Source organism: Oerskovia douganii (assembly GCF_015142735.1).
Lineage (GTDB): Bacteria > Actinomycetota > Actinomycetes > Actinomycetales > Cellulomonadaceae > Oerskovia > Oerskovia douganii.
The window spans coordinates 102,222-125,607 of the sequence record NZ_JACSPN010000001.1 but is presented as its reverse complement, the minus strand read 5'-3'; the positions used below and the strand labels follow the sequence as shown (position 1 = coordinate 125,607).

Below are 23,386 nucleotides of genomic sequence, written 5' to 3'. Positions count from 1 at the left end.
CCCCCCCCCCCCCCCCCCCCCCCCCCCCCCCCCCCCCCCCCCCCCCCCCCCCCCCCTGCTCGGCAGCGACCGGCCGGCCGGCACCCGTCAGGTCAGCACGCCCCCTCGTCCTTCCACGGGCCCCAGTCGCTGGCCACGGGCGTGTTCCCCTGCGTCCAGTACCGGGCCGACCACCGGTGACCCGCGTGCGTGACCTGCGCGCCACCGTTGTAGGCGGTGCCGGAGACCCACGCGGCCGCGGTGCACCCGGCACCGCCGGTGCTCCCGCCCGGGGTGCCGCCGGGAGTCCCGCCCGTCGTCCCACCGGAGACCACGGGGTTGACGACCTTGACCCCGCGCGGGTGGTCGTAGGTCGTGGCGTAGGTGGTGGTCCCGATCGTCACGCGGACGTTCGAGACCTGCGCCATGGGCAGCCTCCACGACAGCTTGGTGTAGGCCGACCCGCCTGCGGGGATGCCTCCCGAGGGGACCTTGAGCGTCGCCGAGTGCAGGTCGCCCTTGAGGCCGCCGACGTTGTTGCCCGAGTGGCCCGGGACCGTCGTGATGCCCCAGCCGTTCTGCTCGCCCATCGTGGCCGACGTGGTGGTCGCGAAGTCGAACGAGATGGTGGCCCCGGCCGGGATCGCGACGGTCGACCTGTTCGAGAACGTCACCCGGGGGTTGATCGGGTAGTTGTTGTCGCCGAGCGCGAACTCCGAGAACGACACCCCGAGGTCGATCGCCTCGGCGGGCGTCGCGGTCTTCGACTTGGCGGCACCGTAGGGCGCCGCGGTGGAGAACGTCGAGTGCATCCTGGTCACGAGGCTGTCACCCATGCCGTACTCGCCGCTCGTCGCGTCCAGGCCGTAGTCCCCGGCGAGCTCCCAGATCATGAGTCCGCCGTAGCCGCCCGCGACGACGTAGTCGGCCTTGGCCTGGATCGCCTGGTCGGAGTCGCCCGAGATGAACGACTTCGTCTGCGCGTTCCACCACCACTCGGTCTTGGTGACGGGGTCGAAGTTGTGCTGGTAGGTGCCGGTCAGCGGACCGGTCGGTGCGCCGTAGGACGCCGCGTAGGAGCCGACCTTCCCGTTCTGGAGGTTGAGCATGTGCCAGATCGGGTTGCCGCCCGCAGGGATCTTCTGCCCGGCCTTGTCGACGTCGTACCAGATGTTGTCGATCCCGCCCGCACCGTTGCCGCACTTGGACGTGCCGCCCAGCGAGGGCCCGGTGCCCGGCGGGCACTTGGTCTGGTCGGGCAGCGCCCCCTTGCCCCACAGCCCGTTGGTCCCGCCCTGCACGTTGGCCCAGCCACGCGTGTAGAACGGGACGCCGATGTTGATACGACCCGCCTGCACGGCCCCGCGGAAGTAGTGCGCGGCCCAGTCGGCGTTGAGGTACCCGATCCCGTCGTACGCCCCGTAGACGCCGGCTGCCGCGAGCTCACCGTCCTTGCCGTCGTCGAACAGGGCCCCGTTGCCGCCCACGAAGTCGTTCCACGTCCCGTGCAGGTCGTAGGACATCACGTTGACGTAGTCGAGGTACGGCATGATCTGGAAGACCTCCATGCCGCGCAGCAGCCACCCCGAGGCGGGGGCCGCGATGGTCAGCATGTAGTACTCGCCGTCCTGCGCCGCGGCCTTGTCGAGCGCCTCGCGCGTGGTCTTCATGAGCTGCTCGTAGTTCTTCCAGAGCTGCCCGCGTTTGGCGTCGGCGATCGCGAAGTCGTCGGGGTTCCCGGCCTTGACGTTCGAGGTCGGGTACTCGTAGTCGATGTCGATCCCGTCGAACCCGTAGGTCCGCACCATCGCGACCGCGGACGCCGCGAACGCGTCGTACTCGGCCTGCGTGTCCAGGGTGTAGAAGCCGCCCGAGGCGACGCGGTTCCCGTCGACCCCGAAGTAGCCGCCGGTCTCGGCCCAGCCGCCGACCGACACGAGCGTGCGCACACCCGGGTGCTGCTTCTTGAACTTCGTGAGCTGGTTGAAGTGGCCCTTGTAGGGGACGGTCGGGTCGAGCGCGTTCTCGGCGCCGGCGAACGTCAGGCCGGTCGCCTCGCTCGTCGCCGACTCGGCGTTGACGGAGATCTTCGAGTCCGGTCCGACGTGCGCGAACGCGTAGTTGACGTGCGACAGCTTGGTCCACGGGATGTCGCTCGCCAGGTACGACGGAGTTCCCTCCGTGCCCGTGCGCCACGACGTGAAGTACCCGATCACTCGGCGGTCGAGCCCGTTGGGCAGCTTCTCGCGGCCGGCCTCGTCGTACACGTCGCAGTAGGGCACGTCGACGGTCTTGTTGACGGCCAGCCCGTCGGGGCGGCACTTCTCCTGGGGGTTCGTCGAGATGGGGGTGCCGGGGTCGGCGCCGGTCGGGTCGCCTCCGGTCGTGCCCGTCGTCCCACCTGTCGTACCCGTCGGGTCGGCCCCGCAGGGTCCGACGATCTTCCATGCGCCCCACTGCTGCGTCCCGGGCGTCTCGCCCTGCGTCCACCAGGACGCCTTGTAGTTGGACCCGCTGTACGACGCGACGCTCCCGCCCGTGTACGCCGACGACGTCGACCACGCGGGCGCGCACGCCTCGGCCGCGGACGCCACGGGTACCTGCGCGACGAGCGGGACCGCCACCACTGCCGTCGCGGCGACTCCTGCGAGCCACCGCCTCACGGACCGTCTGCCTCGTTGCATGATCGACCGCCTCCCCAGCACGGCTGCGGCACCGTTGCCGCGGCATCGTGTGTCGTCACGGTAGGCCGCGCCTCGACGCGCCCACATCAGGGGCGTCCGCAGTGTTCGCTACGTACGTGGTTCCCGCAGCGCTCCCATGCAGTCCTCAGGTTCGGCGCACCTGGCGCTCTGGTCTGCGGAGATGCCTCGCGCTCCCGCCCGACGGCGCCGCGCACCGGGGTGCGTCCGCGGGCTGGGAGAATGGTCGGGTGACGAACGGCCTCTTCGACCTGCCCGAGGGCACGCGTGTCCCACCCCGTCGGATCGTCCTGCTGACAGGGCCGTCGGGTTCGGGGAAGACGTCGCTCACCCGGCGCCTCGGCCTGCCGGTCGTGGAGCTCGACGACTTCTACCACGATCACGACCACCCGGGCCTGCCGCGGCGCTTCGGGATCGTCGACTGGGACTCGCCCGGGAGCTGGGACTCGGCGAGCGCCATGGACGCGTTGCTCGCGCTCGTCACGACGGGCCGGTCGGACGTACCGGTCTACGACATCCCGACGTCGCGGCGCACGGGCACGACGCACCTCGACGTGACCGGGTCGCGCATCGTGATCGCCGAGGGGATCTTCGCGGCCGAGCTGGTCGCGGCGTGCCGGGCCGAGGGGATCCTGGCCGACGCGATCTGCCTGCGCAGGCCGCGGCTCGTGTCGTTCTGGTTCCGGCTCCTGCGAGACCTGGCGGAGTCCCGCAAGCCGCCGCTGACGTTGCTGCGCCGCGGCTGGGGTCTGCTGCGCGACGAGCCGCGCCTGATCCAGGGCTGGGTCGACAAGGGCTGCCGGACGGCGTCGCCCGGTCAGGCCGAGCGGGACATCCGGGCGCTGCTCGCGGACTGACGCCCGCCCCGGCCCCGCTCCTGGTCCTGGTCCTGGTCCTGGTCCTGGTCCTGGGCGCCGAGCGTGCACCTCGGGCTGTCCCGAGCATCGATCGACAGCCCGAGGTGCACGCTCGGCAGCAGTCCCGCGGCCGGACCAGGCCGGGCCCGCGGCTCAGCCCAGGTGCACCGCGACCTGGTCGCCCTGCGGCAGGAGCTGCTCCTTGGAGCCACGGATCAACCACGCCGCGAGCACCGCCCCCACGACCATGGTCACGGCCGTCGCGACGAACGCCGCCGAGTACCCGTCGACGAACGCCGCGAGCTGGGACGCCTCGTCGGTCACGACGACTCCCGCGACGGCGCCCATGTACAGGGTCGTGAAGACGGACAGCCCGATCGAACCACCGATCTGCATCGAGGCGTTGACGGTCGCGCTCGCAGCGCCGGCGTCGTGGGGCTCGACTCCCGCGAGCGCCACGTTCTGGAGCGGCACCAGGACCAGGGCCATGCCCGCACCCAGCACGACCAGGGCGGGCAGGACCTCGACCACGTACGTCCCGCCCACCGTGATGCGGCTCAGGTAGAGCAGAGCCGCCGCGGCGACCAGCGGCCCGACGATCATGAGCGGCCGCGGACCGAAGCGCGCCAGGAGCTGCGTGACGGCCGGCGCCAGGACGAGCGTCATGATCGTCATGGGCAGCGTGCCCAGGCCGGCCTGCAGGGGCGAGAGCCCCATGACGACCTGCAGGTGCAGCGCCAGGTACAGCAGGGCGCCGATCATGAGTGCGCCGAAGATCGCCTGCAGGAGGAACGCCCCCGCGCGGACCTTGTTCGTCAGGACGCGCAGCGGGAGCAGCGGCTGCGCGACCCGCGACTCGATCCACACGAAGAGCGCCAGGAGCAGGACGCCCACGGCGAGGCAGGCGATCGTGCCGGGCGCGACCCAGCTGTGCTCGGCGAGCGTGAACCCGTACACGAGCGCGCCCAGGCCCAGGACGACCGTGACCGCGCCCAGGACGTCGTACGTGTTGTCCCCGTCGGCCCGGCTCTCACGGATCAGGACCTGACCCGCGACGAGCGCGACCACCACGACGGGCACGTTGACCCACAGGCACCAGCGCCAGTCGGCGAACTCCGTCAGGGCGCCGCCCAGGACCAGGCCGACCGCAGCGCCGACACCGGCGACCGATCCGAAGACCGCGAAGGCGGTGTTCCGCTCGCGGCCGCGAGGGAAGGACACCGTGAGCAGCGCGAGCGCGGCCGGCGCGAGCAGCGCGGCGAAGACGCCCTGGAGGCCGCGCATCGCGACGAGCTCCGTGCCGTTGCGGGCGAGGCCTGCGAGCAGGGACGCGACCCCGAACCCGACCATGCCCAGCAGGTAGGTGCGCTTGCGCCCCCAGTAGTCGGCGATGCGGCCGCCCAGGAGCAGCAGGGCGCCGAACGCGAGGGCGTAGGCCGTGACGACCCACTGCCGCTCGGTGTCGGTCAGCCCGAGCTCGGCCTGCGCCTGCGGCAGGGCGATGTTGACGATCGTGCCGTCGAGCACGACGAGGAGCTGGGTCAGCGCGAGGATCACGAGGATCCACCAGCGACGGGGGCCGGCCGTGGCGGGCGCGTCCGGCTCGACCGGACCGGGGCCGTGGACCTCGGCCGAGGGAGGGACCACCTGTGCCGAGGGCGCAGAGGGGGAGGGGGTGGAGACAGGCATGGACCGACCTTCGGACGTAGCGGGATCGTGGGGTTTCCAGCCCGGATCGAGACGTGTCGCGAGATGCCGCAGACCGTTCGACCGCCCCAACTACGAAGTCGGACAGACGGACCATCCTAACGTGTCGGGCCGTCAGGAACCGGAGTGAGGTCGCCCACTGCGGGTCTCCGCGGCGGGCCCGCCCCGCCGAGGGCGAGCGGCGCCGTCGGGCCCTCCGAGGCAGCGGGGCCCACCGGGACCGCCGACGGTCCCGGTGCTAGCGTGGAATCGCCGTTCCCCACGACACGTCGCCCGAGCGAGGAGCTCCCATGGCCGACGAGACGATCTCCCGACGCGCACGCGACCTCGCACGGTCCACACCGTTCGACGTCCTGCTCGGGTTCTTCGCGCACGTGTACCCCGAGCGGCGTGCCCGCCCCGGGGTCCTCGACCTCACGTTCGGCAACCCGCACGACCCGGCCCCGGCCGAGTACGTCGAGGCGCTGCGAGCGAGCGCGGTCCCGCGCGACGAGCACTGGTTCGGCTACAAGGTCAGCGAGCCCGCCGCGCGGGCCGCCGCGGCGGAGGGGCTGCGGGGCGTCGTGGACCTGCCGTTCGAGCCCGACGACGTGCACCTCACCACGGGCGGCTTCACGGCCCTCGCCCTCGCCCTCAAGCTCGTGTGCGACCCGGGCGACGAGGTCGTGTACAGCGTGCCCCCGTGGTTCGCGTACGAGGTGATCGTGCGCGCGGCCGGCCGCGCGCCGGTCAAGGTGCCGGTCTCCCCCGGGACGTTCGACCTGGACCTCGACGCGATCGCGGACGCGATCACGCCCCGGACCCGGGTCGTGCTGGTCAACACGCCCAACAACCCGACCGGGCGCGTCTACCCGCTGGGCGAGCTGCGCCGTCTGGCCGCCCTCCTCGACGAGGCGTCGGCGCGGTCCGGTCGCCGCATCGTCGTCGTGTCGGACGAGCCGTACCACCGGATCGTCTACGACGGCACGGAGTTCCACAGCCCCGCCGAGGTCTACCCGTGGACCCTGCTGGCCTACAGCTACGGCAAGACGCTGCTCGCGCCCGGCCAGCGCATCGGGTACCTCGCGGTCCCGCCCGCGATGCCGGGGCGCGAGGACCTGCGGCCCGCGATCGAGGCGCTGCAGATCGCGATCGGGTACGCGTTCCCCAACGCCGTCCTCCAGCACGCGCTGCCGGTCCTGGAGCGCATCCCGTTCGACGTCCCGCTCTACCAGCGCAAGCGCGACCTCATGGTGGCCGGGCTGCGCGACATCGGGTACGACCTGCACAGCCCCGAGGGCACGTTCTACCTCTACCCGCGCTCGCCCGACCCCGACGACCGCGCCTTCGAGGCCCTGCTCGCCCGGCACGACGTCCTGGTCCTGGGCGGGCAGTACTTCGAGACCCCGGGCCGCTTCCGCATCTCGCTGACCGCGAGCACGGAGACGCTCGAGGCGAGCCTGCCGCGCTTCGCCGCGGCGTTCGGGGAGGTGGGCTGAGCACGCTGCCCGGACGCGGCCTCCCGCCCGACGGCGTCGCTCGCCTCGTGCGGCCGGGGCGCCGGCTTGGGGGGCGCGTGCTCGACGAAGCGGCAGCCGTGGCGGGCGGGGCCATCGGTCCGGACGACGTGCAGCGCCGCAGCCGCCTCGGGTGGGTCACGTCCCCTGTGCGCACCGCGCTCGACCCGGCGCGGATCGAGCGTGCAGCTCGGGTCGCCGCCCACGGCCCGGTCGGACGACCCGGCCTGCACGCTCGGTGAACATCCGCGCGCCCGCCACCGTCGTGCCGCGCGTGCCGAAGGCCGGGCGGAGGGCTACCGTCGGGGAAAACCGCTCGAAGAGGAGAGGTCCCATGACCGGACTCGTCGCCACCGCCTCGATCCACATCGCCGCCCGCCCGGAGAGGGTCTGGGCCGAGCTCGTCCACCCGTCCGCCACCTGGATGCTGGGAGCCAACGTCGAGACGGACTACCTGCCGGGCAGCGCCATCACGTTCGAGGGCCAGTACCAGGGCAAGCACTTCGAGGACCACGGCACGGTCCTCGAGGTCGACCGGCCGCGCACCCTGCGCTTCACGCACTACTCCCCCGCGAGCGGTGTGCCCGACGTCCCGGAGAACCACCACGAGGTCGCGATCACGCTCGCCCCGGACCCCAACGGCACACGCGTGACGATCCGGCAGGACAACAACGACACCCCCGAGGCCGTCCAGCACTCCGAGGAGCTCTGGCGCACCGCGCTCGCCTCGCTCGCGGGACACGACTGACCGCCTCGCACCGGCCCGGGCACGAAGCACGAGGCACGACGAGCCGCAGCGCCCCGGGCACGACGAAGGGCCCCGATCCGTGAGGATCGGGGCCCTTCGTCGCGGTCGGCGTCAGACGACCGGGGAACGGCAGCCGGAGGCTGCCGGGAGGATCACTCCGCGCCGGCCTGCAGCTCGCCGGTCGGCGGGAGGTCGGACGTCGAGATGCCTGCGGGAGCGTTGAGCGCTGCCGTCGCGGCCACGCTCACCGGGCCACGCTCGTGGTCGTCCTTGGAGACGCCACGGAACGTGAACTCGCCCAGCAGGCCTTCGCCCTCGGCGTCGACCAGGACGATCTGACCGGCCTTGAGCTCGCCGAACAGGATCTTCTCGGACAGCACGTCCTCGATGTCGCGCTGGATGGCGCGACGCAGCGGACGAGCGCCGAGGACCGGGTCGTAGCCCTTCTCGGACAGCAGCTTCTTGGCCGCGTCCGTGAGCTCGATGCCCATGTCCTTGTCACGCAGACGCTTGTCGAGCTTCGCGATCATGAGGTCGACGATCTGGACGATCTCGTTCTGCGAGAGCTGCGGGAAGACCACCACGTCGTCGACGCGGTTCAGGAACTCCGGGCGGAAGTGCTGCTTCAGCTCGTCGTTGACCTTGGCCTTCATGCGGTCGTAGCTCGTCACCAGGTCGCCGCCGGCGTTGAAGCCGGTCTGGAGGCCCTTGGCGATGTCCCGCGTACCGAGGTTCGTGGTCATGATGATGACGGTGTTCTTGAAGTCCACCACGCGGCCCTGCGAGTCGGTCAGGCGACCGTCCTCGAGGATCTGCAGCAGCGAGTTGAAGATGTCGGCGTGCGCCTTCTCCACCTCGTCGAACAGGACCACGGAGAACGGACGACGACGGACCTTCTCCGTCAGCTGGCCGCCCTCGTCGTAGCCGACGTAGCCGGGGGGCGAACCGAAGAGACGCGAGACCGTGTGCTTCTCCGAGAACTCCGACATGTCGAGCTGGATGAGCGCTTCCTCGTCCCCGAAGAGGAACTCGGCGAGCGCCTTGGCCAGCTCGGTCTTACCGACACCCGTGGGGCCGGCGAAGATGAACGAGCCACCGGGACGCTTGGGGTCCTTGAGGCCTGCACGCGTGCGGCGGATCGCCTGGGAGAGCGCCTTGATGGCCGTCTCCTGGCCGACGACGCGCTTGTGCAGCTCGTCCTCCATCTTCAGCAGGCGCGAGGACTCCTGCTCGGTGAGCTTGAGCACCGGGATGCCGGTCGACATGGCGAGCACCTCGGCGATCAGGTCCTCGTCCACCTCGGCGACCGTGTCCAGGTCTCCGGCCTTCCAGGCCTTCTCCTTGTCGGCGCGCTGCTGCGTGAGCTGCTTCTCGGTGTCGCGCAGGCGCGCGGCCTTCTCGAAGTCCTGCTCGTCGATCGCGGACTCCTTGTCGCGACGCGCCTCGGCGATGCGCTCGTCGAGCTCCTTGAGCTCCGGCGGCGCGGTCATGCGACGGATGCGCAGACGCGCACCGGCCTCGTCGACCAGGTCGATCGCCTTGTCCGGCAGGTACCGGTCGTTGATGTAGCGGTCGGCGAGCGTCGCGGCGGCCACCAGTGCGGCGTCCGTGATGGACACGCGGTGGTGCGCCTCGTAGCGGTCGCGCAGACCCTTGAGGATCTCGATCGCGTGCGGCAGGCTCGGCTCCGAGACGAGGATCGGCTGGAAGCGACGCTCCAGGGCCGGGTCCTTCTCGATGTGCTTGCGGTACTCGTCGAGCGTGGTCGCACCGATGGTCTGGAGCTCGCCACGGGCCAGCATGGGCTTGAGGATGCTGGCTGCGTCGATCGCGCCCTCGGCCGCACCCGCACCGACGAGGGTGTGGATCTCGTCGATGAACAGGATGATGTCGCCACGCGTGCGGATCTCCTTGAGGACCTTCTTCAGGCGCTCCTCGAAGTCACCGCGGTAGCGGGACCCGGCGACCAGGGCGCCCAGGTCCAGCGTGTAGAGCTGCTTGTCCTTGAGCGTCTCCGGGACGTCGCCGCGCACGATGTCCTGGGCGAGGCCCTCGACGACGGCGGTCTTGCCGACGCCCGGCTCACCGATCAGGACGGGGTTGTTCTTGGTGCGGCGCGACAGGACCTGCATGACGCGCTCGATCTCCGAGGTGCGTCCGATGACCGGGTCGAGCTTGCCCTCGCGTGCGGCCTGCGTGAGGTTGCGGCCGAACTGGTCGAGCACGGCCGAGCCGGAGGGCTGGCCCTCTGCGGGGCCGCCTGCGGCGACGGGCTCCTTGCCCTGGTACCCGGACAGCAGCTGGATGACCTGCTGGCGCACGCGGTTGAGGTCGGCACCCATCTTGGTGAGGACCTGGGCGGCGACGCCCTCTCCCTCACGGATGAGGCCGAGCAGGATGTGCTCGGTGCCGATGTAGTTGTGGCCGAGCTGGAGGGCCTCGCGGAGCGAGAGCTCCAGGACCTTCTTGGCGCGCGGCGTGAACGGGATGTGCCCGCTGGGGGCCTGCTGGCCCTCGCCGATGATCTCGGTGACCTGCGAGCGCACACCGTCGAGGGAGATGTTCAGGGACTCCAGCGCCTTGGCTGCGACTCCCTCTCCCTCGTGGATGAGGCCGAGCAGGATGTGCTCGGTGCCGATGTAGTTGTGGTTGAGCATCCGTGCCTCTTCTTGGGCAAGGACGACGACCCGACGGGCTCGGTCGGTAAATCTCTCGAACATGTGCTGCTCCTCACGAGCGGCGTACACCCGCACCGGTGGTGCTCAGGCCTGACCGCAACGACTCTATCCGGGACCAACGGGGCCGACCCCACGGATATGCCCTTGTTCGCCAGGGGCGTGAAGCGGGCGTCGCTCCGTGACCTTCGCCGGGGCAGGTGCGGGTCCCGCCAGGCTGTCCGTTGCGTCCACCGATGCCCGTCAGGCGAGGTCGGTCTGCCCGGAACGCGAGGTCAGGAGCCCGCAGCGGCCGACCCGGCGACCATGAGCGTGGCCGGCAGCGCGAGGGCGACCACGAGGAGGAGGACGCTCGCGGCGACCTCCCCCATCCCGAACTGCAACGGCTTGGCGTCGGTCCTCGGCACCCACACCGCACGCGCGGTCAGCCCCGCGAAGAGCACGACCGCGGGCCACCACGCCAGGCCGGCCGCGGCGAGCGCCACGGCTGCGACGACGCCGGCCACCACGTGGTAGACGGCCGACGCCACCAGGTAGGAGCGCTCGCCTCGTTCCCGGATGAGCGTCTTGACGTACAGGATCGTCCCCGCGAAGTAGGCCAGCACGAGCACGAACAGGGCCCACACCTGGGGCCAGCCGATCCCTGCGAGGCCCGTGACGCCGTCGGGCAGGGTCACGCCCGGCCACGGGCCCGGCGCGGGCCCCACCCCCGCCGCGAACGCGACCGGCAGCATGAGGCACGCCGCGAGGACCGTGGCCCCGTCGTTGAGCAGCGACCGCTCGCGCCGCCGGTACGAGCTCCACAGGCTGACCGCGACGAGCGGGAGGAAGAGCGCGACCCAGGCGAGGAGGTCGGGCCGCAGGAGCAGGACCGCGACGGCTGGGACGACCGTCGCGATCCCGTAGGCCCGCACGGGCGGCAGGTAGCGCGGCCGGAAGCGGGACTTCAGCCACAGGCCCGCCGCGAAGAACGCGAAGTAGCCCACGAACCACAGCACCGCGAGCGGGACGTGCACCCACGCCGGCCCTCCGAGAAAGACCCCGACCAGCAGCGGCACGGCAAGCATCGCCCACGCGCCGTGCTGGTCGGGCACCCAGCCGGGGCCGCGGCGTCGTCGACGCGTCGTGGTGCGCCGCTCAGGTCGCGTGCTCCCCTGGGTCATGCAAGGAGCGTGGCACGCGTCCCCGCGCGCAGGAAAGCCGTCCCGGGGGGCGGACCACACGTTCCGCCGACCGGACGGCTGTCCCTCGACGTGCGGGAGAGCGCTGTCACCAGCATCGTTGACCCCAGGCCCCCTGAGCGCAGCCTCGGCCCCGGGGGACATGTCGGACGAGGGAGGACGATGCACAAGCCGGACGAACCAGCAGGAGCCCACGAGTCCTGGGAGCAGATCGTCGCCCGCTTCGCCCGCTTCGCCGGCGTCGTCGGAGAGATCACGGACCCGCTCACGTGGGGGCTGGACCTGGAGGAGGAGACCGTCACCGGGTCGGGCAGCGAGCACCGCGACCCCACCGAGGAGCGGTTCCTGCGCGCCTACGTGTCGTTCGTCGGGGAGGCGGTCGACGTCGAGACGCTCCGGGTCGGCACGGACGACGCGCAGCACGTCGAGGACATCGTGCGGGCCGCTCTCAGCGGGGCGCTCGCCGCGCCCCTGCACAGCGACGTCCCCGACGGCACCGAGGGCCCGACGGGGGCGGACTTCGCCGACGCCTACCAGGACTATCGGTCCGCGATGCGCGCGATCGTCGAGGAGGTCGACCTGGCTCCTCTCCAGCACACGGCCTTCGTGGTCGACGACGTCTCGCACCCCTGCGTCCGGGTCGCGGTCCGGGCCACGGTAGCCGTCTACGTTCCGCTCGCCGACCGGGCCGTGATCGTGTCCGGACCGGCCGACCTCGTGGACCGCGTGGACATCTCCACCGCACCCATCCAGGGCCTCCTGCACGGTGACGGGGAGACCCGGTTCTGAGCCCTGCGCGTCCTGTGCCGGAGCTGACGGTGCCTCGTGACCAACCAGACACGCCCAGGCGTGACGTGGCTCGCCGGAACGGCCAAGATGGAGGTGCGGACGGTGCACAGGAGCACTGGACGGTCGTCGAGCGAGAGAGCAGGTGACGTCGATGAGTGACGTGGTCGTCGGTGTTGACGGGTCGGTCCGGTCCCAGGAAGCCCTCGACTGGGCCCTCGTCGAGGCGGCTTCCCGGGGAGTGCCCCTCACGGCGGTCCTCGCGTGGGAGCCGTCCTGGAAGGACGGTCCGCGCGCGTCGGAGCCCGCCGACTTCAGCCACCTGGCGGACCTCAAGCAGGACCAGGTCCTCACGCTGCTCGACGAGGCGCGGCACCGCACCGGCGTCGACGCCGTGACGCACGCGGAGCAGGTCCAGGGCTCGGCCGCGACCGCGCTCCTGGCGCGCGCGGAGCACTCGGAGATGCTCGTCGTCGGGAGCCGTGGGCTGGGGCGGCTCGGCCGGCTCGTCCTCGGGTCCGTGTCGTCGGCCGTGGTGCAGGGCGCAACCCGGGTGCCGGTGACGGTCGTGCGCTCCGCGGGGGACGGTGGCGAGGACGACGCCGCAGCGGCCCCCACCGGCGTCGACGAGCCGCCGCGGGTCGTCGTGGGCGTCGACGGCTCCCGCACCTCGGTCCATGCCCTGCGCCACGGGCTCGAGGTCGCCCGCCGCACGGGTGCGGTCCTGGACGCCGTGTTCTGCTGGCAGATCGTGACCCTGGCCCCGCTGCCCGACTCGTGGGGGTGGACGCCACCGGTCGACGACTACGAGAAGTTCGCGGCCGAGCAGCTCGACCGCGCCCTGGAGGCCGCGGGCGTGGACCTGCCCGAGGACCAGCTGCGTCGCAGCGTCGTGCACACCCACCCCTCCAAGGGGCTCATCGAGGCGGCACGGGGCGCGGAAAGGCTGGTCGTCGGCAACCGCGGGACGGGTGGTTTCGACCGGCTCCTGCTGGGCTCGGTGAGCCGTCAGGCCGTCGAGTACGCGACGTGCCCCGTGACCGTCGTCAGGCGCCCCGCCGACGCGTGAGCCCGGCGCGCCGGTCCGCCCCCGGGACGGGCGGACCGGCGCGTGTCAGGACCGGGGCCCCCTCCGGCGCCCCGCGGCCCGACGGCGTCGCTCACCCCGTGCCTTCGGCGTCGGGTCGAGGAGCGGCGCCCCCCTGTCGGAGGCGACGGGCGGGTCGAGCGGGAGCGTCGGGTGGACGGGCACGACCGGGCTCGTCGTGAGGGGGCGCAGGACGACGGGGCGCACGACGGCGAGGCTCGCCACGGGCTGGTGAGGCGTCGCAGGCCGCTCAGGCCCCGGTGGCTGCGCCTGCCCCTGGGAGGCGCGCACCGCCGAGCGGTCGCCCGCCTCCTCCCGATCCGCTGCGCCGTCGCCCTCGCCGGGGACGACCTCGGACGGGAGCGCCGCGGGACCCGCCCCGTCGACCTCCGCCACGAGCCCCGGACCTGCGGCCGCCGCGACCTGGGACACCACGCCGGACCACCCCTGCCCGAGCTGCTCGGCGACGACGAGATCGCTCGCCGACCACGGCTGGGTCGCCGCGACGGCGCTGGCCGACACGGTGACGGCCGCCGTGACGAGCGCGAGGATCGCCCCGCTCGAGAACCCTGTCGCCGCGAGCCCGCCGACGCCCACGGCCGCCGCCCCCGACCCGGCCCCCGGGGCGAGGGCCATCCCGGACGCGAGCGCCGTCGTCGGGCCGACGAACGTCCCGACGGCAGCCACCGACCCCGCGCCGCCCAGCGCGGCAGAACCGTTGCCCAGGACGGCCGGGACCCCCAGCACCAGCGGGACGAGGAGGAGCCCCAGGCGCGACGCGACCTGGTCGACCTCCTCGACGAGGATCGAGCACGACAGGCAGCCCGTGAGGTGCTCCTCGAAGCGGTCCTCGTGCCGCGCGCTCAGGGCACCCCGGTTGTAGTCCCCCATCTGCTCGGCCGCCCAGCGGCACTCGACCGGGACCGCGGCCGCGTTGACGTGGGCCTGCAGCCACGAACGACGCAGCCCTTCCTTGGCGCGGTAGGTGAGCGCCGACACGGACCCCGCGCTCAGCCCCAGCAGGGGCGCGACCTCACGGGCGTCCATGCCCTCGACCTGCGTGTACCAGAGCACGGCCTGCCACCGCTCGGGCAGCGCCTTGAACGCCGTGACCGTGACCGAGCCCTCGACCACGACGTCCGCCATGTCCACGGGGTCCACGACCTCCGGCACCTGGTCGACGATGATCGGGTCCGGGGAGTGGGACCACGTGATCGCGACGCTGCGCACGGTCTGGTAGAGGTACGGGCGGAAGGGGCCCGTGGGCCCGTTGCCCGACCGGATCGCGTGCAGGTTCCGCAGGAACGACTCCTGGACCAGGTCGTCCGGGTCGTACGACGACGTGACGCGCCGAGCAGCCCCGCGCCCCGCCCCGGAGTGACGGTTCCACAGCACCGCGTACGCGTCCTGCGAACCCTGACGGACGGCGTCGACGAGCTCCTCGTCGGCCATCGCCTCGAGATCGGTCTCGTTCGTCGTCGACATGGGTGTCCTTCCGCGGCACGCCCCGGACCTCAGGCGTGAGGTGCCTCTCAGGAGGAGAGACACTGCCTCGCGACCGGCATGACGCGAGCGCCCCGCATATCACCCGGACCGCGCCGCTCAGGCGGTGCGCACGTCCAGGCCCAGGGACTCGGCGACGACGAGGGCCTGCGCAGGGTCGACGACGGCCCCCTGCACGACGCTCGCGAGCGGGTCGAGGGACCTGAGGTCGCTGCCCCGCAGGTCCGCGCCCGTGAAGTCGGCCCGGTGCATCGAGGCGCCGGCCAGGTCCAGGTCCCGCAGCGTGGCCCCCTGGCAGCGAGCGCCCGTGAGGTCCGCCTCCCGGAACCTGGCGCCCGTCACCGAGGCTCCGCGAAGGTCCGCTCCCGTCAGGCTCACGAACGACCAGTCGCCTCCCACGACCTCGAGGAGGCCGAAGCTGCACCCGGTGAACACCGATCCCACCGTCTTGCAGCGCGTGAACGTGGCGTCGAAGAACGAGCACCGCGAGAACGTGCAGTTCGTGAACGCCGAGTCGGTGTGGGTCGACGCGTTGAAGCGCACGTTGCTGAACGTGCACCCGACGAACGTCGCGCCCGTCGTGGTGATCTCCGACAGGTCGCAGTCGGTGAGCTCGACGCGCTCGAACGTCTCCCGGTCGACGTCCCGGCCGTACCAGTCCTCGCGGTCGACCGACGAACCAGGGGGCGGGGTGGGGGTTCCGTGCGTGCGATCGACCATGGTGGGGACGGTAGCGGGAGGTACCGACGCGGCGGTCCCCGCGACTACCTCCGTCCGAGCCCCCGGCGGACCGCGTAGATGACGAAGCCCGCCCCGGCGAGGCCGACGAGCCACCCCCCGGTGCCGAGCACGGGACCGCTGGTGCAGTAGGACGCACCGGGCGTGAGGGAGTCGACGCACCGGCCGGACTGCACGCTCACCGCAAGGAAGGACACGACCGCGGCGACCACGGCGAGGAGCAACCAGCCCCAGCGCAGCCGGCGTGGTGCGTCGTCGGGCGCGTCAGGGTCGTCGGGCGCGTCGGGCTCAGCGGGCATGGTCCGAGGGTAGCCGTGCCCCGGACGCCGCAGCACCGGCCCGGCCGGGTTCAGCGGGCGCGCGGCGGGACCTGCACCCGGTCGAGGTCCTCGGCGACCGTGAGCTCGCCGTCGAACACCGTCCGGGCCTCGGCCCAGAACTCGGCCGGGTCCTGGTAGCGCTGCGAGAAGTGCGTCAGGACGAGCGACCTCACCCCGCACGAGGCCGCGACCGTGGCCGCCTGGAGTGCGGTCAGGTGACCGAAGGCCTGGGCCAGGTCGCGGTCCCGGTCGAGGAAGGTCGACTCGATCACGAGCAGGTCGACACCGCGGGCGAGGGAGAACACCGCGTCGCACAGGCGCGTGTCCATGACGAACGCGAACGACTGGCCGGGCCGCGCGACGCTCACGTCCTCGACCCGGACGGTCCGCCCCTCCCCCGTCACCACGACCCCGTCCCGCTGGAGCGCGCCGACCGCCGGCCCGTGGACCCCGGCGTCGGCGAGCAGCTCCGGGACCATGCGTCGCCCCGCGGGCTCGTCGAGCCGGTAGCCGAACGCCTCGACGCCGTGGTCGAGCCGCTCGGCCCGCAGCGTGAAGCCCGGGTCCGGGCGCACGGGCGGGACGACGCCGTCGGCCGACAAGGGCTGGAGCACCAGGTCCGCGCGGTGGTGGTAGGACGTCGCGTCGAGCAGGTGCTCGACCCACGTGGCACCCGACGCCGGGAACGACACGGGGATCGTGTGCGGCACGCCGTCCAGGCTGATCCGCTGCACGACGCCGGCCAGCCCGAGGCTGTGGTCGCCGTGCAGGTGCGTGATCGCGATCCGCGTCAGGTCCGTCGCGGACACGCCCGCCCGCAGCATCTGCCGCTGCGTGCCCTCGCCCGGGTCGAGCAGGACGGCCTCGTCGTCCCAGAACAGGACGTAGCCGTTGTGGTTCCGGGTGCGGGTGGGCACCTGGCTGGCGGTGCCGAGGACGGCGAGCTCGCGGCGGGACATGAGCGCACGGTAGCCGCCGGGCGTCGCCTCGGCACAGGATGACGGCGCGGCCCACGCCGCAGCGACGGACCGCGCGCTACCTGTCGCGGTCGCCGCGCTCCCCCGGCGCCCCGCGGAACGCGAAGATCAGCACCCGGATGCTCAGGACCGCCCCGATGAACAGCATCGTGGCCCCGAAGACCGAGTACCAGCTCAGGTCGTTCGTGAGCTGGGGCCCGTTGTCGGCGACCAGGAGGAACACCCCGCCGACGACGCTCGCCGCCGCGATGACGGTCGAGATGACCTGCTGCACGAGGCTCGTCACGAAGGTCCGGTCGCCCGCGTCGGCGAAGACCCGGACGTTGACGGTGAACCTCCCCGCCTCGAGGTCCGACGTGATCTTGTTGAGCCGCCGGGGCAGCCGCTCGATCGAGGGTGCGAAGGCCAGGAGCTGCGCGCCCGCCTTGGCCCGGATCTTGCGCAGGCTCACCATGTTGCGCAGCAGCTCCTCGCCCTCGTCGCGCGCCGAGGACACCAGCTCGAACGACGGGGAGAGCAGGTGCAGTGTCCCGTCGAGCGCCGCGATCGTGCGGAAGGCCGCCGCGACCTGCGACGGCACGCCCATGCCCGCGTCGTTCACGAGCCGGAACATGGCGGCGAAGAGCGATCCGCTGTTCGCGGTCGCGCCCCCGCGGAAGCGGAGGATGAGGCGTCCCACCTCACGCTCGAACCGGCGCTCGTCGAAGCTGTCGGGCTGGTCGAGCAGCTCGACCAGGGCGTCGGTCGCGGCGATCGAGTCGTCGGCCTCGACCGCGAGCAGCAGGGCGGCGAGCGCGACCCGCTCGGCCTCGTCGAGGCGCCCCACGGAGCCGAAGTCGAGGAGCCCCAGCGAGCCGTCGTCACGCAGGAGCACGTTGCCGGGGTGCAGGTCGGCGTGGAAGACGCCCGTCACCACGATCTGGTCGAGCGTGACGCGCAGCAGGCGGGCCGCGATGTCGTGGCGCGTACCGTCGTCGAACGTCGCGAGCAGGTCGCCCGCCTCGCCCACGGCCGTCCCGTCGAGCCTGTCCATGACGAGGAGCGTCGCGCTCGACAGCTCGGGGTGCACGCGCGGGATCTCGACCAGGGGCACGTTGGCGTCGGGGTCGTCGTCGTGGTGCGCGCCGGGCATCGCGTGGCGGTGCGAGCGCCGGATCGTCGCGAGCGCGCCCTGCACGTTGAGCGTGTTCTCGAGCTCGATCGTGTAGTCGAGCTCCTCACGCAGCGACGCCGCGAAGCCCTCCGCGAGGTCGAGGATGCCGAGCGACGGACCCCACGACGTGTCGCGCTGGAGGCGGCGGGCGATGCGCAGCACGATCCGCAGGTCACCGAGGACCTGGTGGCGGGCCCCGGGGCGCTGGACCTTGACCACGACCTCCCGCCCGTCGAGCAGGGTCGCGCAGTGCACCTGCCCGACCGACGCCGACGCGATGGGGTCCGGGTCGAAGTGCGCGAACACCGTGTCGACCGGGGCCCTGATCGATCCCGAGACCACGCCCTCGACCTGCGACCACGGCACGGGCGGCGCCTGGCTCTGGAGCCGGGACAGCTCCTCGACGTACACCGCGGGCAGCAGGTCGGACCGCGTCGAGAGCATCTGGCCCAGCTTCACGAACGTGACGCCCGCGTCGCTCAGCGCCGCGCGCAGCTCGCGCGCCACGGCCCGCTCCTCGGACTCGGTGGTCCGCTGGTGGCTGCGACGACGCGCACCACGGCCGAAGAACCCGCCCAGCCCGTGCCGCAGCATGATCCCCATGATCTGCAGGTAGCGGAACAGGTCCTTGGACCCGCGGCGGAGCTCGACGACGGCGCGCCACGGCGTGGGGATGCTGCCCGTGGGGACCAGGAGCTCCAGGACGAGCAGCAGCCCGAGCCCGATCACGAACGACCACGCCCACGCGAGGACCACGATCACCAGCACGACGCCCGGGTGGACGGTGAGGGTGCCGTCCTCCTGCAGCACCCCGAGCTGCTGGAAGCCCTCCGTCAGGCCCCAGGACCCGAGCGAGACGACGAGGACCGTCATGAGGATCGACCGGATCCACCCGACCGGCACCCCCAGCACCCTGCGAGCGGTCGCCGCGAGCAGGAGCACCATGACGCCCGTGGCGAGCGCGCCGAACAGCGCCGTCCCGATCGAGGAGAGGATCTGCATGGCCCCTACTCTCCCGCGCGAGGGAGGTGAGTGCAGGAGGAACTGTCGTCGTGGACCGCGCGGGCAGCGGTCAGGCCGTGAGCGAGCTCGTCGAGGCGCCGTGGCGCCCGCCCGCTGCTGCCGCACGCAGCGCGGCCCAGACGAGCAGCGCAGCGCTCAGCACGATCCCGGGCAGGTTGGAAGCCTGCCAGCCAAGAGTCTGGAAGACGACGGCCGCGCCGAGCGACGCGAGGACGGAGGCCGAGCCGGTGACTCCTTCGGCGAGAGCCTGCAGCCTGCTCCCGGCACCGCGCTCGTAGCAGCGCAGCAGGAACGCGGAGCCCGCGAGAAAGAGCAGGTTCCAGCCGATTCCCACGAGCGTGAGCGTGAGGATCATCGGCAGCGCGCCGTCGCTGGTCGCGCCGAGGACGGCGCCGGCGAGCATCACGGTCGCGCCGACCATGGTGGCGGTCGACGGCCCCCAGCGGCGCAGGAGCTCACCGCTGAAGACGGCCGGCGCGAACATCCCCACGAGGTGCCACTGGATCATCGCGGTCGACGTCGTCTCGGAGTGCCCGGCATGGGTGCTCGCCAGCGGGCCGATCGCCATCACGAGCGTCATCAGCGCGGCCGCGACGGGCAGGATGACGAGCGCCGCCACGAAGTCCGGGTTCTTCAGGGCGGTCGCGATGCTGAGGGGGCGCACGGGCGAGGCGGCAGGCCGGCCGTCGGAGGCCGCAGCCGCGGCCGCCGTGGGCTCGCGCGAGATGCTGAGCGCCAGGGGGATCGCGGTGGCACCGATGGTCGCGACCAGGAGGTACGAACCCACGAACTGGGTCTCGAAGGCGTGCGACGCCGCGAGGGCCGTGAACGGCCCGGCGAAGGCGGCGACGAGCCCGCCGTACATCACGGTCGAGAGGGCGCGTTCCTGCTTGCCGTCCGGAGACAGGTCGGCGGCGAGGAAGCGCACGTACCCGCCGGTCGCCGTGTACGCGCCGACGAGTGCGGTTCCCACGCACAGCAGCAGGAACGAGTCCTGCAGGACGGCCAGCGCCGAGAGCAACCCGCCGACCACAGCGAGCCCGGCCCCGGCCGCCATGACCCGGCGGTAGCCCCAGCGGGCCACGAGCAGCCCGGTGAGGACGGCCGCGAGGAGCCCGGCCGCGACCATGAGGGTGAGCGGGAGGGTCGCGAGCAGCGGGGACGGCGCCAGGGCGAGCCCGGCCAGTGCGGTGAGGGTGAGATCCACGCTGAGCACGCCGTAGAAGAGGGCTTGCATGCTCACGAGCCGGGCGATGTCGGCCCGGTGGTGCCGCTCTGTCGAGCGGTTCTCGGTGGGGGTGGCGAGCGGGGTTGCGGACACGGTTCTCCTTGTGGTGAGCGGGTGGTTCTCACTCTCGTGTGCGGCATCCGCCGAGGCCAGTGGCTGAAATGCCACCTTTCGATAGGATCTGGCCATGAGTCCCCACCGGGTCGTGGTCCTGCTGCTCGACGAGGTGCTGCCGCTCGACCTGGGCATCCCCCTGCAGGTGTTCGGGCGCGAGGAGCTGCCGCACTACTCGGTGCGCACGGCGTCGCTCGGCGGGCACCCGGTGGTCATGCTGGGCGGCACGAGCGTGACACCCAGCGCCGGCCTCGAAGCGCTGGAGGGTGCCGACACGGTGATCGTGCCCGGCTCCGCTCACGCCGACAGCCCGCTGGCTGCAGAAGTGCTCGGGGCGCTGCGCTCGGCGCACGCGCGCGGGGCGCGCATGGTGTCGATCTGCTCGGGCGCCTTCGCTCTGGCGCAAGCGGGCGTGCTCGACGGGCGCAGGGCGACGACGCACTGGCAGAGCTGTGCGCAGCTCGCGGCACAGCATCCGTCGGTCGACGTCGACCCGGACGTGCTCTACGTCGACGAAGGCAGCGTGCTCACCTCGGCGGGCGTCGCCGCCGGAATCGACCTGTGCCTGCACATCGTGCGCCGCGACCTGGGTGCGAGCGTGGCCAACCGGGTGGCACGAAGCCTCGTCGCCGCTCCGCGCCGGGAAGGCGGACAGGCGCAGTTCATCGAGCGCCCGACGGCGCCCGCCGGCACCGACCCCCTGGCACGCACGCGGGAATGGATGCTGAGCTCGCTCGCCGAGCCCCTCACGGTGTCAGCCATGGCGGCGACGGCCCGCACCTCGGTGCGCAGCTTCTCGCGCAACTTCGCCAGCCAGACAGGCCAGACGCCGTTGCGGTGGCTGCACGCGCAGCGCATCGAGCTCGCGCGCGAGATGTTGGAGACGAGCGACCTGAGCATCGACGAGATCGCCGAGCGCAGCGGTCTGGGCAGCCCCGCGAACTTTCGCACCCACTTCAAGAGGGCGACCAGCCTCTCGCCGCAGCGCTACCGCGTGGCGTTCACCGAGCGGTCGGAGACCCCGGCCTGAGGTCGGGTCGGCCCTGCCGGGCCACCGGTGCGGGGCGTCCGTTCTTCCGGGACGAGGTACGGACGCCGAGGCTTCGGGCTCCGGGCGGCTACGCCGTCTCGCCGTCGGCCCGGCGCCTGCCGGGCGTGGAGCGTTCGAGCGCGGCCCGGTAGACCCGCAGGCGTTCGACCTGCAGGTCGGAGAACAGGGGCGCGTCGACGTCCTCGACGGGCTGGGTCCGGAGGAAGTCCAGGATCTCGGTCTCGGTCTCGTCGATCTCGGCGAGGCGTTCGCGGTCGGCGTCGGAGAGGAGCTGCCAGACGTCGACGAAGGTGGGCGCTTGCATCACCCCATGCTCTGTCACGGACCTGTGGAGCGCGCGTCGACAGGCCGACGCGTGACGCCCTTCACACGATCTCCCAGGATCGGCGGACCGTGCGAAATGACCTGGAGGCCGCTCGCCGGAGTCGTTACGGTCGCCGCATGACGACCCCTCACCTCCCCCTCGCCGGCCGCACGGCCCTCGTGACCGGGGTCTCCCGGCGCAAGGGCATCGGGTACGCCGTCGCCCGGGAGCTCGCGCTCCAGGGCGCCAGCGTCTTCACCCACCACTTCGCACCGCACGACGCCGACCTGCCCTGGGGCGGCGACGACCTCGGCGCGGTCGCCGACGGCGTCCGGGCGGCGCTGCGCGGCGACGCCGTGTCGGGCTCGGCCCACGCCGACCTGCGCGACCCCGCCCAGGTCGACGGGCTGTTCGACGCCGCCCGCACGCTCACGGGCTCGGTCGACGTGCTCGTGTGCAACCACGCCCGCAGCGGGGGCGACGGCTCGATCCTCGACATGAGCGCCGAGACGCTCGACGCGTTCTGGGAGGCGAACACCCGGTCGACCCTCCTGCTGACGCGGCGGTTCGCGCTCCAGCGCACCACGACCCCCGGCGGCCCCTCGGCCCGGCCGGGCGAACGCGCGAGCCGCCAGGGGCCCGCCGACCCGGCGACGGCGCCCAAGGTCTTCTGGATGACGTCGGGCCAGCAGGACGGCCCGATGCGCGGCGAGGTCGCCTACGCCACCTCGAAGGCCGCGCTCGCCGGCGTCACCGCGACGGTCGCGGCCGAGCTGCTCGACCGGGGGATCGTGCTCAACACGATCAACCCCGGCCCGGTCAACACCGGGTACCTGGACCCCGGGTCGACCGACCGCCCCCTCGCCGAGCTCGACGCGCTGCGCGACGCGACCCCGTTCGGGCGCTGGGGCGAACCGACCGACCCTGCCCGGCTCATCGCGTGGCTCGCCGGCCCGGCAGGGTCATGGGTCGTGGGCCAGGTCCTCACGACCGACGGCGGGTTCGGGCTCCAGTAGGCCGCGCCGGACGCGACCCTCGCGCCACGCCGCGGGCGGCCCGCGCACCACCAGGGCGCGCCGACCGCCCGCGGTGCGCGACGGCGTCGGGCAGACGTGCACACCGGGCGAACCGGACGCCCTGCGGCCATGATGGAAGCCCCGCCACCACCCGAACGGACGCCCCCATGACGAACCTCGACCTGCTCACCGACGCCCACCTGACCCGCGCCCGCGACGGCGACAACGGCCGCAGCGCGGAGGTCGTGCTGCACGACGGCGTCCTGCGCCAGACGATCATCGCGATCCTCGCCGGCGTCGAGCTGGGCGAGCACAACTCGCCCCCGGCCGCGAGCATCCAGGTCCTGCGCGGTCGCGTGCGGGTCACGGCGCTCGAGGGCGACGAGGAGGTCGGGCCCGGCGAGCTGCGCGTCCTCACGCACGAGCGACACGCCGTCACCGCACTGGAGGACTCAGCCTTCCTCCTGACGACGGTGACGAGCGTGCCCGCGGCACAGTGACAACCGTGCCTGCGGCGCAGTGACAACCGTGCCTGCGGCGCGGTGACGAGCGCCGGCTAGCCCCGGCCGGCGGGCCGCCCGTGCCGCCGCCCGGCGGCTGCCTTGGCTGCTGCGAGCCGCCCGAGTCTGCGGGGAGGCTATGAATCGGGGCGGCGAGTCCGGCGGCAAGTCCGACGGCGGGTCCGATGCCAAGCACGGGGTTGCGGTCGTTCCCGGGCTCATGACGACCTCAACCTCGTGC

19 protein-coding genes are annotated in these 23,386 nt (G+C 72.6%); 8 read left to right on the top strand and 11 right to left on the bottom strand.

What is annotated here, in order from left to right; all coding sequences use genetic code 11:
• Positions 1–92: 92 nt before the first annotated feature.
• Positions 93–2,642: a glycosyl hydrolase family 18 protein gene (locus H9623_RS00525; RefSeq protein ID WP_321575182.1), complete on the bottom strand. Its 2,550-nt coding sequence runs from the start codon at positions 2,640–2,642 to the stop codon at positions 93–95.
• 269 nt (positions 2,643–2,911) lie between these two features.
• Between H9623_RS00525 and H9623_RS00520 the strand changes: the two genes are divergently transcribed.
• Positions 2,912–3,538, top strand: a complete 627-nt coding sequence (locus H9623_RS00520; RefSeq protein ID WP_193718138.1) for a uridine kinase family protein — start codon at positions 2,912–2,914, stop codon at positions 3,536–3,538.
• A gap of 153 nt (positions 3,539–3,691) precedes the next feature.
• Here H9623_RS00520 and H9623_RS00515 read toward each other — a convergent pair whose 3' ends face one another.
• Entirely contained in the window at positions 3,692–5,227 is a 1,536-nt protein-coding gene (locus H9623_RS00515; RefSeq protein ID WP_227747938.1) for an MFS transporter, read from the bottom strand.
• Between the two features lie 308 nt (positions 5,228–5,535).
• Here H9623_RS00515 and H9623_RS00510 point away from each other — a divergent pair, with 308 nt between their 5' ends.
• A complete protein-coding gene (locus H9623_RS00510; protein WP_193718137.1) occupies positions 5,536–6,723 on the top strand; it encodes an aminotransferase class I/II-fold pyridoxal phosphate-dependent enzyme in 1,188 nt (395 codons plus the stop codon).
• 352 nt (positions 6,724–7,075) lie between these two features.
• Positions 7,076–7,489, top strand: coding sequence for an SRPBCC family protein (locus tag H9623_RS00505; protein ID WP_193718136.1), 414 nt, complete (start codon positions 7,076–7,078; stop codon positions 7,487–7,489).
• A gap of 152 nt (positions 7,490–7,641) precedes the next feature.
• On the opposite strand, the gene H9623_RS00500 is transcribed toward H9623_RS00505, so the two are convergent.
• Together H9623_RS00500 and H9623_RS00495 are read right to left on the bottom strand one after the other, a co-directional pair.
• Positions 7,642–10,209: an ATP-dependent Clp protease ATP-binding subunit gene (locus H9623_RS00500; protein ID WP_193718135.1), complete on the bottom strand. Its 2,568-nt coding sequence runs from the start codon at positions 10,207–10,209 to the stop codon at positions 7,642–7,644.
• A gap of 230 nt (positions 10,210–10,439) precedes the next feature.
• Positions 10,440–11,327, bottom strand: coding sequence for a YwiC-like family protein (locus H9623_RS00495; RefSeq protein WP_193718134.1), 888 nt, complete (start codon positions 11,325–11,327; stop codon positions 10,440–10,442).
• A gap of 180 nt (positions 11,328–11,507) precedes the next feature.
• Here H9623_RS00495 and H9623_RS00490 point away from each other — a divergent pair, with 180 nt between their 5' ends.
• Positions 11,508–12,134: a hypothetical protein gene (locus H9623_RS00490; protein ID WP_193718133.1), complete on the top strand. Its 627-nt coding sequence runs from the start codon at positions 11,508–11,510 to the stop codon at positions 12,132–12,134.
• A 151-nt stretch (positions 12,135–12,285) separates the two neighbouring features.
• Positions 12,286–13,200 carry a universal stress protein gene (locus tag H9623_RS00485; protein WP_193718132.1) on the top strand — a complete coding sequence of 305 codons (915 nt, stop codon included), beginning with the start codon at positions 12,286–12,288 and terminating at the stop codon, positions 13,198–13,200.
• Positions 13,201–13,245: 45 nt separating this feature from the next.
• Here the strand turns inward: H9623_RS00485 and H9623_RS00480 are convergent, their stop codons facing one another.
• From H9623_RS00480 to H9623_RS00455, 6 genes are all read right to left on the bottom strand, one after another.
• Positions 13,246–14,703 carry a sigma-70 family RNA polymerase sigma factor gene (locus H9623_RS00480; RefSeq protein ID WP_193718131.1) on the bottom strand — a complete coding sequence of 486 codons (1,458 nt, stop codon included), beginning with the start codon at positions 14,701–14,703 and terminating at the stop codon, positions 13,246–13,248.
• A gap of 117 nt (positions 14,704–14,820) precedes the next feature.
• A complete protein-coding gene (locus H9623_RS00475) occupies positions 14,821–15,441 on the bottom strand; it encodes a pentapeptide repeat-containing protein (protein WP_193718130.1) in 621 nt (206 codons plus the stop codon).
• A 44-nt stretch (positions 15,442–15,485) separates the two neighbouring features.
• A complete protein-coding gene (locus H9623_RS00470) occupies positions 15,486–15,758 on the bottom strand; it encodes a hypothetical protein (protein WP_193718129.1) in 273 nt (90 codons plus the stop codon).
• Between the two features lie 50 nt (positions 15,759–15,808).
• Positions 15,809–16,738, bottom strand: coding sequence for a ribonuclease Z (locus H9623_RS00465; protein ID WP_193718128.1), 930 nt, complete (start codon positions 16,736–16,738; stop codon positions 15,809–15,811).
• Between the two features lie 76 nt (positions 16,739–16,814).
• Positions 16,815–18,911, bottom strand: a complete 2,097-nt coding sequence (locus H9623_RS00460) for an ABC1 kinase family protein (RefSeq protein ID WP_193718127.1) — start codon at positions 18,909–18,911, stop codon at positions 16,815–16,817.
• A 70-nt stretch (positions 18,912–18,981) separates the two neighbouring features.
• Positions 18,982–20,253, bottom strand: coding sequence for an MFS transporter (locus H9623_RS00455; protein ID WP_193718126.1), 1,272 nt, complete (start codon positions 20,251–20,253; stop codon positions 18,982–18,984).
• A 112-nt stretch (positions 20,254–20,365) separates the two neighbouring features.
• On the opposite strand from H9623_RS00455, the gene H9623_RS00450 reads away from it, so the two are divergent.
• Positions 20,366–21,304: a GlxA family transcriptional regulator gene (locus tag H9623_RS00450; protein ID WP_321575181.1), complete on the top strand. Its 939-nt coding sequence runs from the start codon at positions 20,366–20,368 to the stop codon at positions 21,302–21,304.
• An 88-nt stretch (positions 21,305–21,392) separates the two neighbouring features.
• Here H9623_RS00450 and H9623_RS00445 read toward each other — a convergent pair whose 3' ends face one another.
• Positions 21,393–21,629 carry a hypothetical protein gene (locus H9623_RS00445; RefSeq protein WP_193718124.1) on the bottom strand — a complete coding sequence of 79 codons (237 nt, stop codon included), beginning with the start codon at positions 21,627–21,629 and terminating at the stop codon, positions 21,393–21,395.
• 137 nt (positions 21,630–21,766) lie between these two features.
• Between H9623_RS00445 and H9623_RS00440 the strand changes: the two genes are divergently transcribed.
• Together H9623_RS00440 and H9623_RS00435 are read left to right on the top strand one after the other, a co-directional pair.
• Positions 21,767–22,645, top strand: coding sequence for an SDR family oxidoreductase (locus tag H9623_RS00440; protein ID WP_193718123.1), 879 nt, complete (start codon positions 21,767–21,769; stop codon positions 22,643–22,645).
• A 167-nt stretch (positions 22,646–22,812) separates the two neighbouring features.
• The gene (locus H9623_RS00435) at positions 22,813–23,145 is read left to right on the top strand and encodes a cupin domain-containing protein (protein ID WP_193718122.1); all 333 of its coding nucleotides are present in this window, start codon (positions 22,813–22,815) and stop codon (positions 23,143–23,145) included.
• The last annotated feature ends 241 nt before the right edge of the window (positions 23,146–23,386 follow it).

What these genes read in the sequence shown, in the direction of transcription:
- H9623_RS00465 (WP_193718128.1), bottom strand. Translation starts at nt 16,738, where the DNA reads ATGTCCCGCCGCGAGCTCGCCGTCCTCGGCACCGCCAGCCAGGTGCCC.
- H9623_RS00510 (WP_193718137.1), top strand. Translation starts at nt 5,536, where the DNA reads ATGGCCGACGAGACGATCTCCCGACGCGCACGCGACCTCGCACGGTCC.
- H9623_RS00445 (WP_193718124.1), bottom strand. Translation starts at nt 21,629, where the DNA reads ATGCAAGCGCCCACCTTCGTCGACGTCTGGCAGCTCCTCTCCGACGCC.
- H9623_RS00485 (WP_193718132.1), top strand. Translation starts at nt 12,286, where the DNA reads ATGAGTGACGTGGTCGTCGGTGTTGACGGGTCGGTCCGGTCCCAGGAA.
- H9623_RS00490 (WP_193718133.1), top strand. Translation starts at nt 11,508, where the DNA reads ATGCACAAGCCGGACGAACCAGCAGGAGCCCACGAGTCCTGGGAGCAG.
- H9623_RS00460 (WP_193718127.1), bottom strand. Translation starts at nt 18,911, where the DNA reads ATGCAGATCCTCTCCTCGATCGGGACGGCGCTGTTCGGCGCGCTCGCC.
- H9623_RS00480 (WP_193718131.1), bottom strand. Translation starts at nt 14,703, where the DNA reads ATGTCGACGACGAACGAGACCGATCTCGAGGCGATGGCCGACGAGGAG.
- H9623_RS00475 (WP_193718130.1), bottom strand. Translation starts at nt 15,441, where the DNA reads ATGGTCGATCGCACGCACGGAACCCCCACCCCGCCCCCTGGTTCGTCG.
- H9623_RS00515 (WP_227747938.1), bottom strand. Translation starts at nt 5,227, where the DNA reads ATGCCTGTCTCCACCCCCTCCCCCTCTGCGCCCTCGGCACAGGTGGTC.
- H9623_RS00495 (WP_193718134.1), bottom strand. Translation starts at nt 11,327, where the DNA reads ATGACCCAGGGGAGCACGCGACCTGAGCGGCGCACCACGACGCGTCGA.
- H9623_RS00440 (WP_193718123.1), top strand. Translation starts at nt 21,767, where the DNA reads ATGACGACCCCTCACCTCCCCCTCGCCGGCCGCACGGCCCTCGTGACC.
- H9623_RS00435 (WP_193718122.1), top strand. Translation starts at nt 22,813, where the DNA reads ATGACGAACCTCGACCTGCTCACCGACGCCCACCTGACCCGCGCCCGC.
- H9623_RS00505 (WP_193718136.1), top strand. Translation starts at nt 7,076, where the DNA reads ATGACCGGACTCGTCGCCACCGCCTCGATCCACATCGCCGCCCGCCCG.
- H9623_RS00470 (WP_193718129.1), bottom strand. Translation starts at nt 15,758, where the DNA reads ATGCCCGCTGAGCCCGACGCGCCCGACGACCCTGACGCGCCCGACGAC.
- H9623_RS00500 (WP_193718135.1), bottom strand. Translation starts at nt 10,209, where the DNA reads ATGTTCGAGAGATTTACCGACCGAGCCCGTCGGGTCGTCGTCCTTGCC.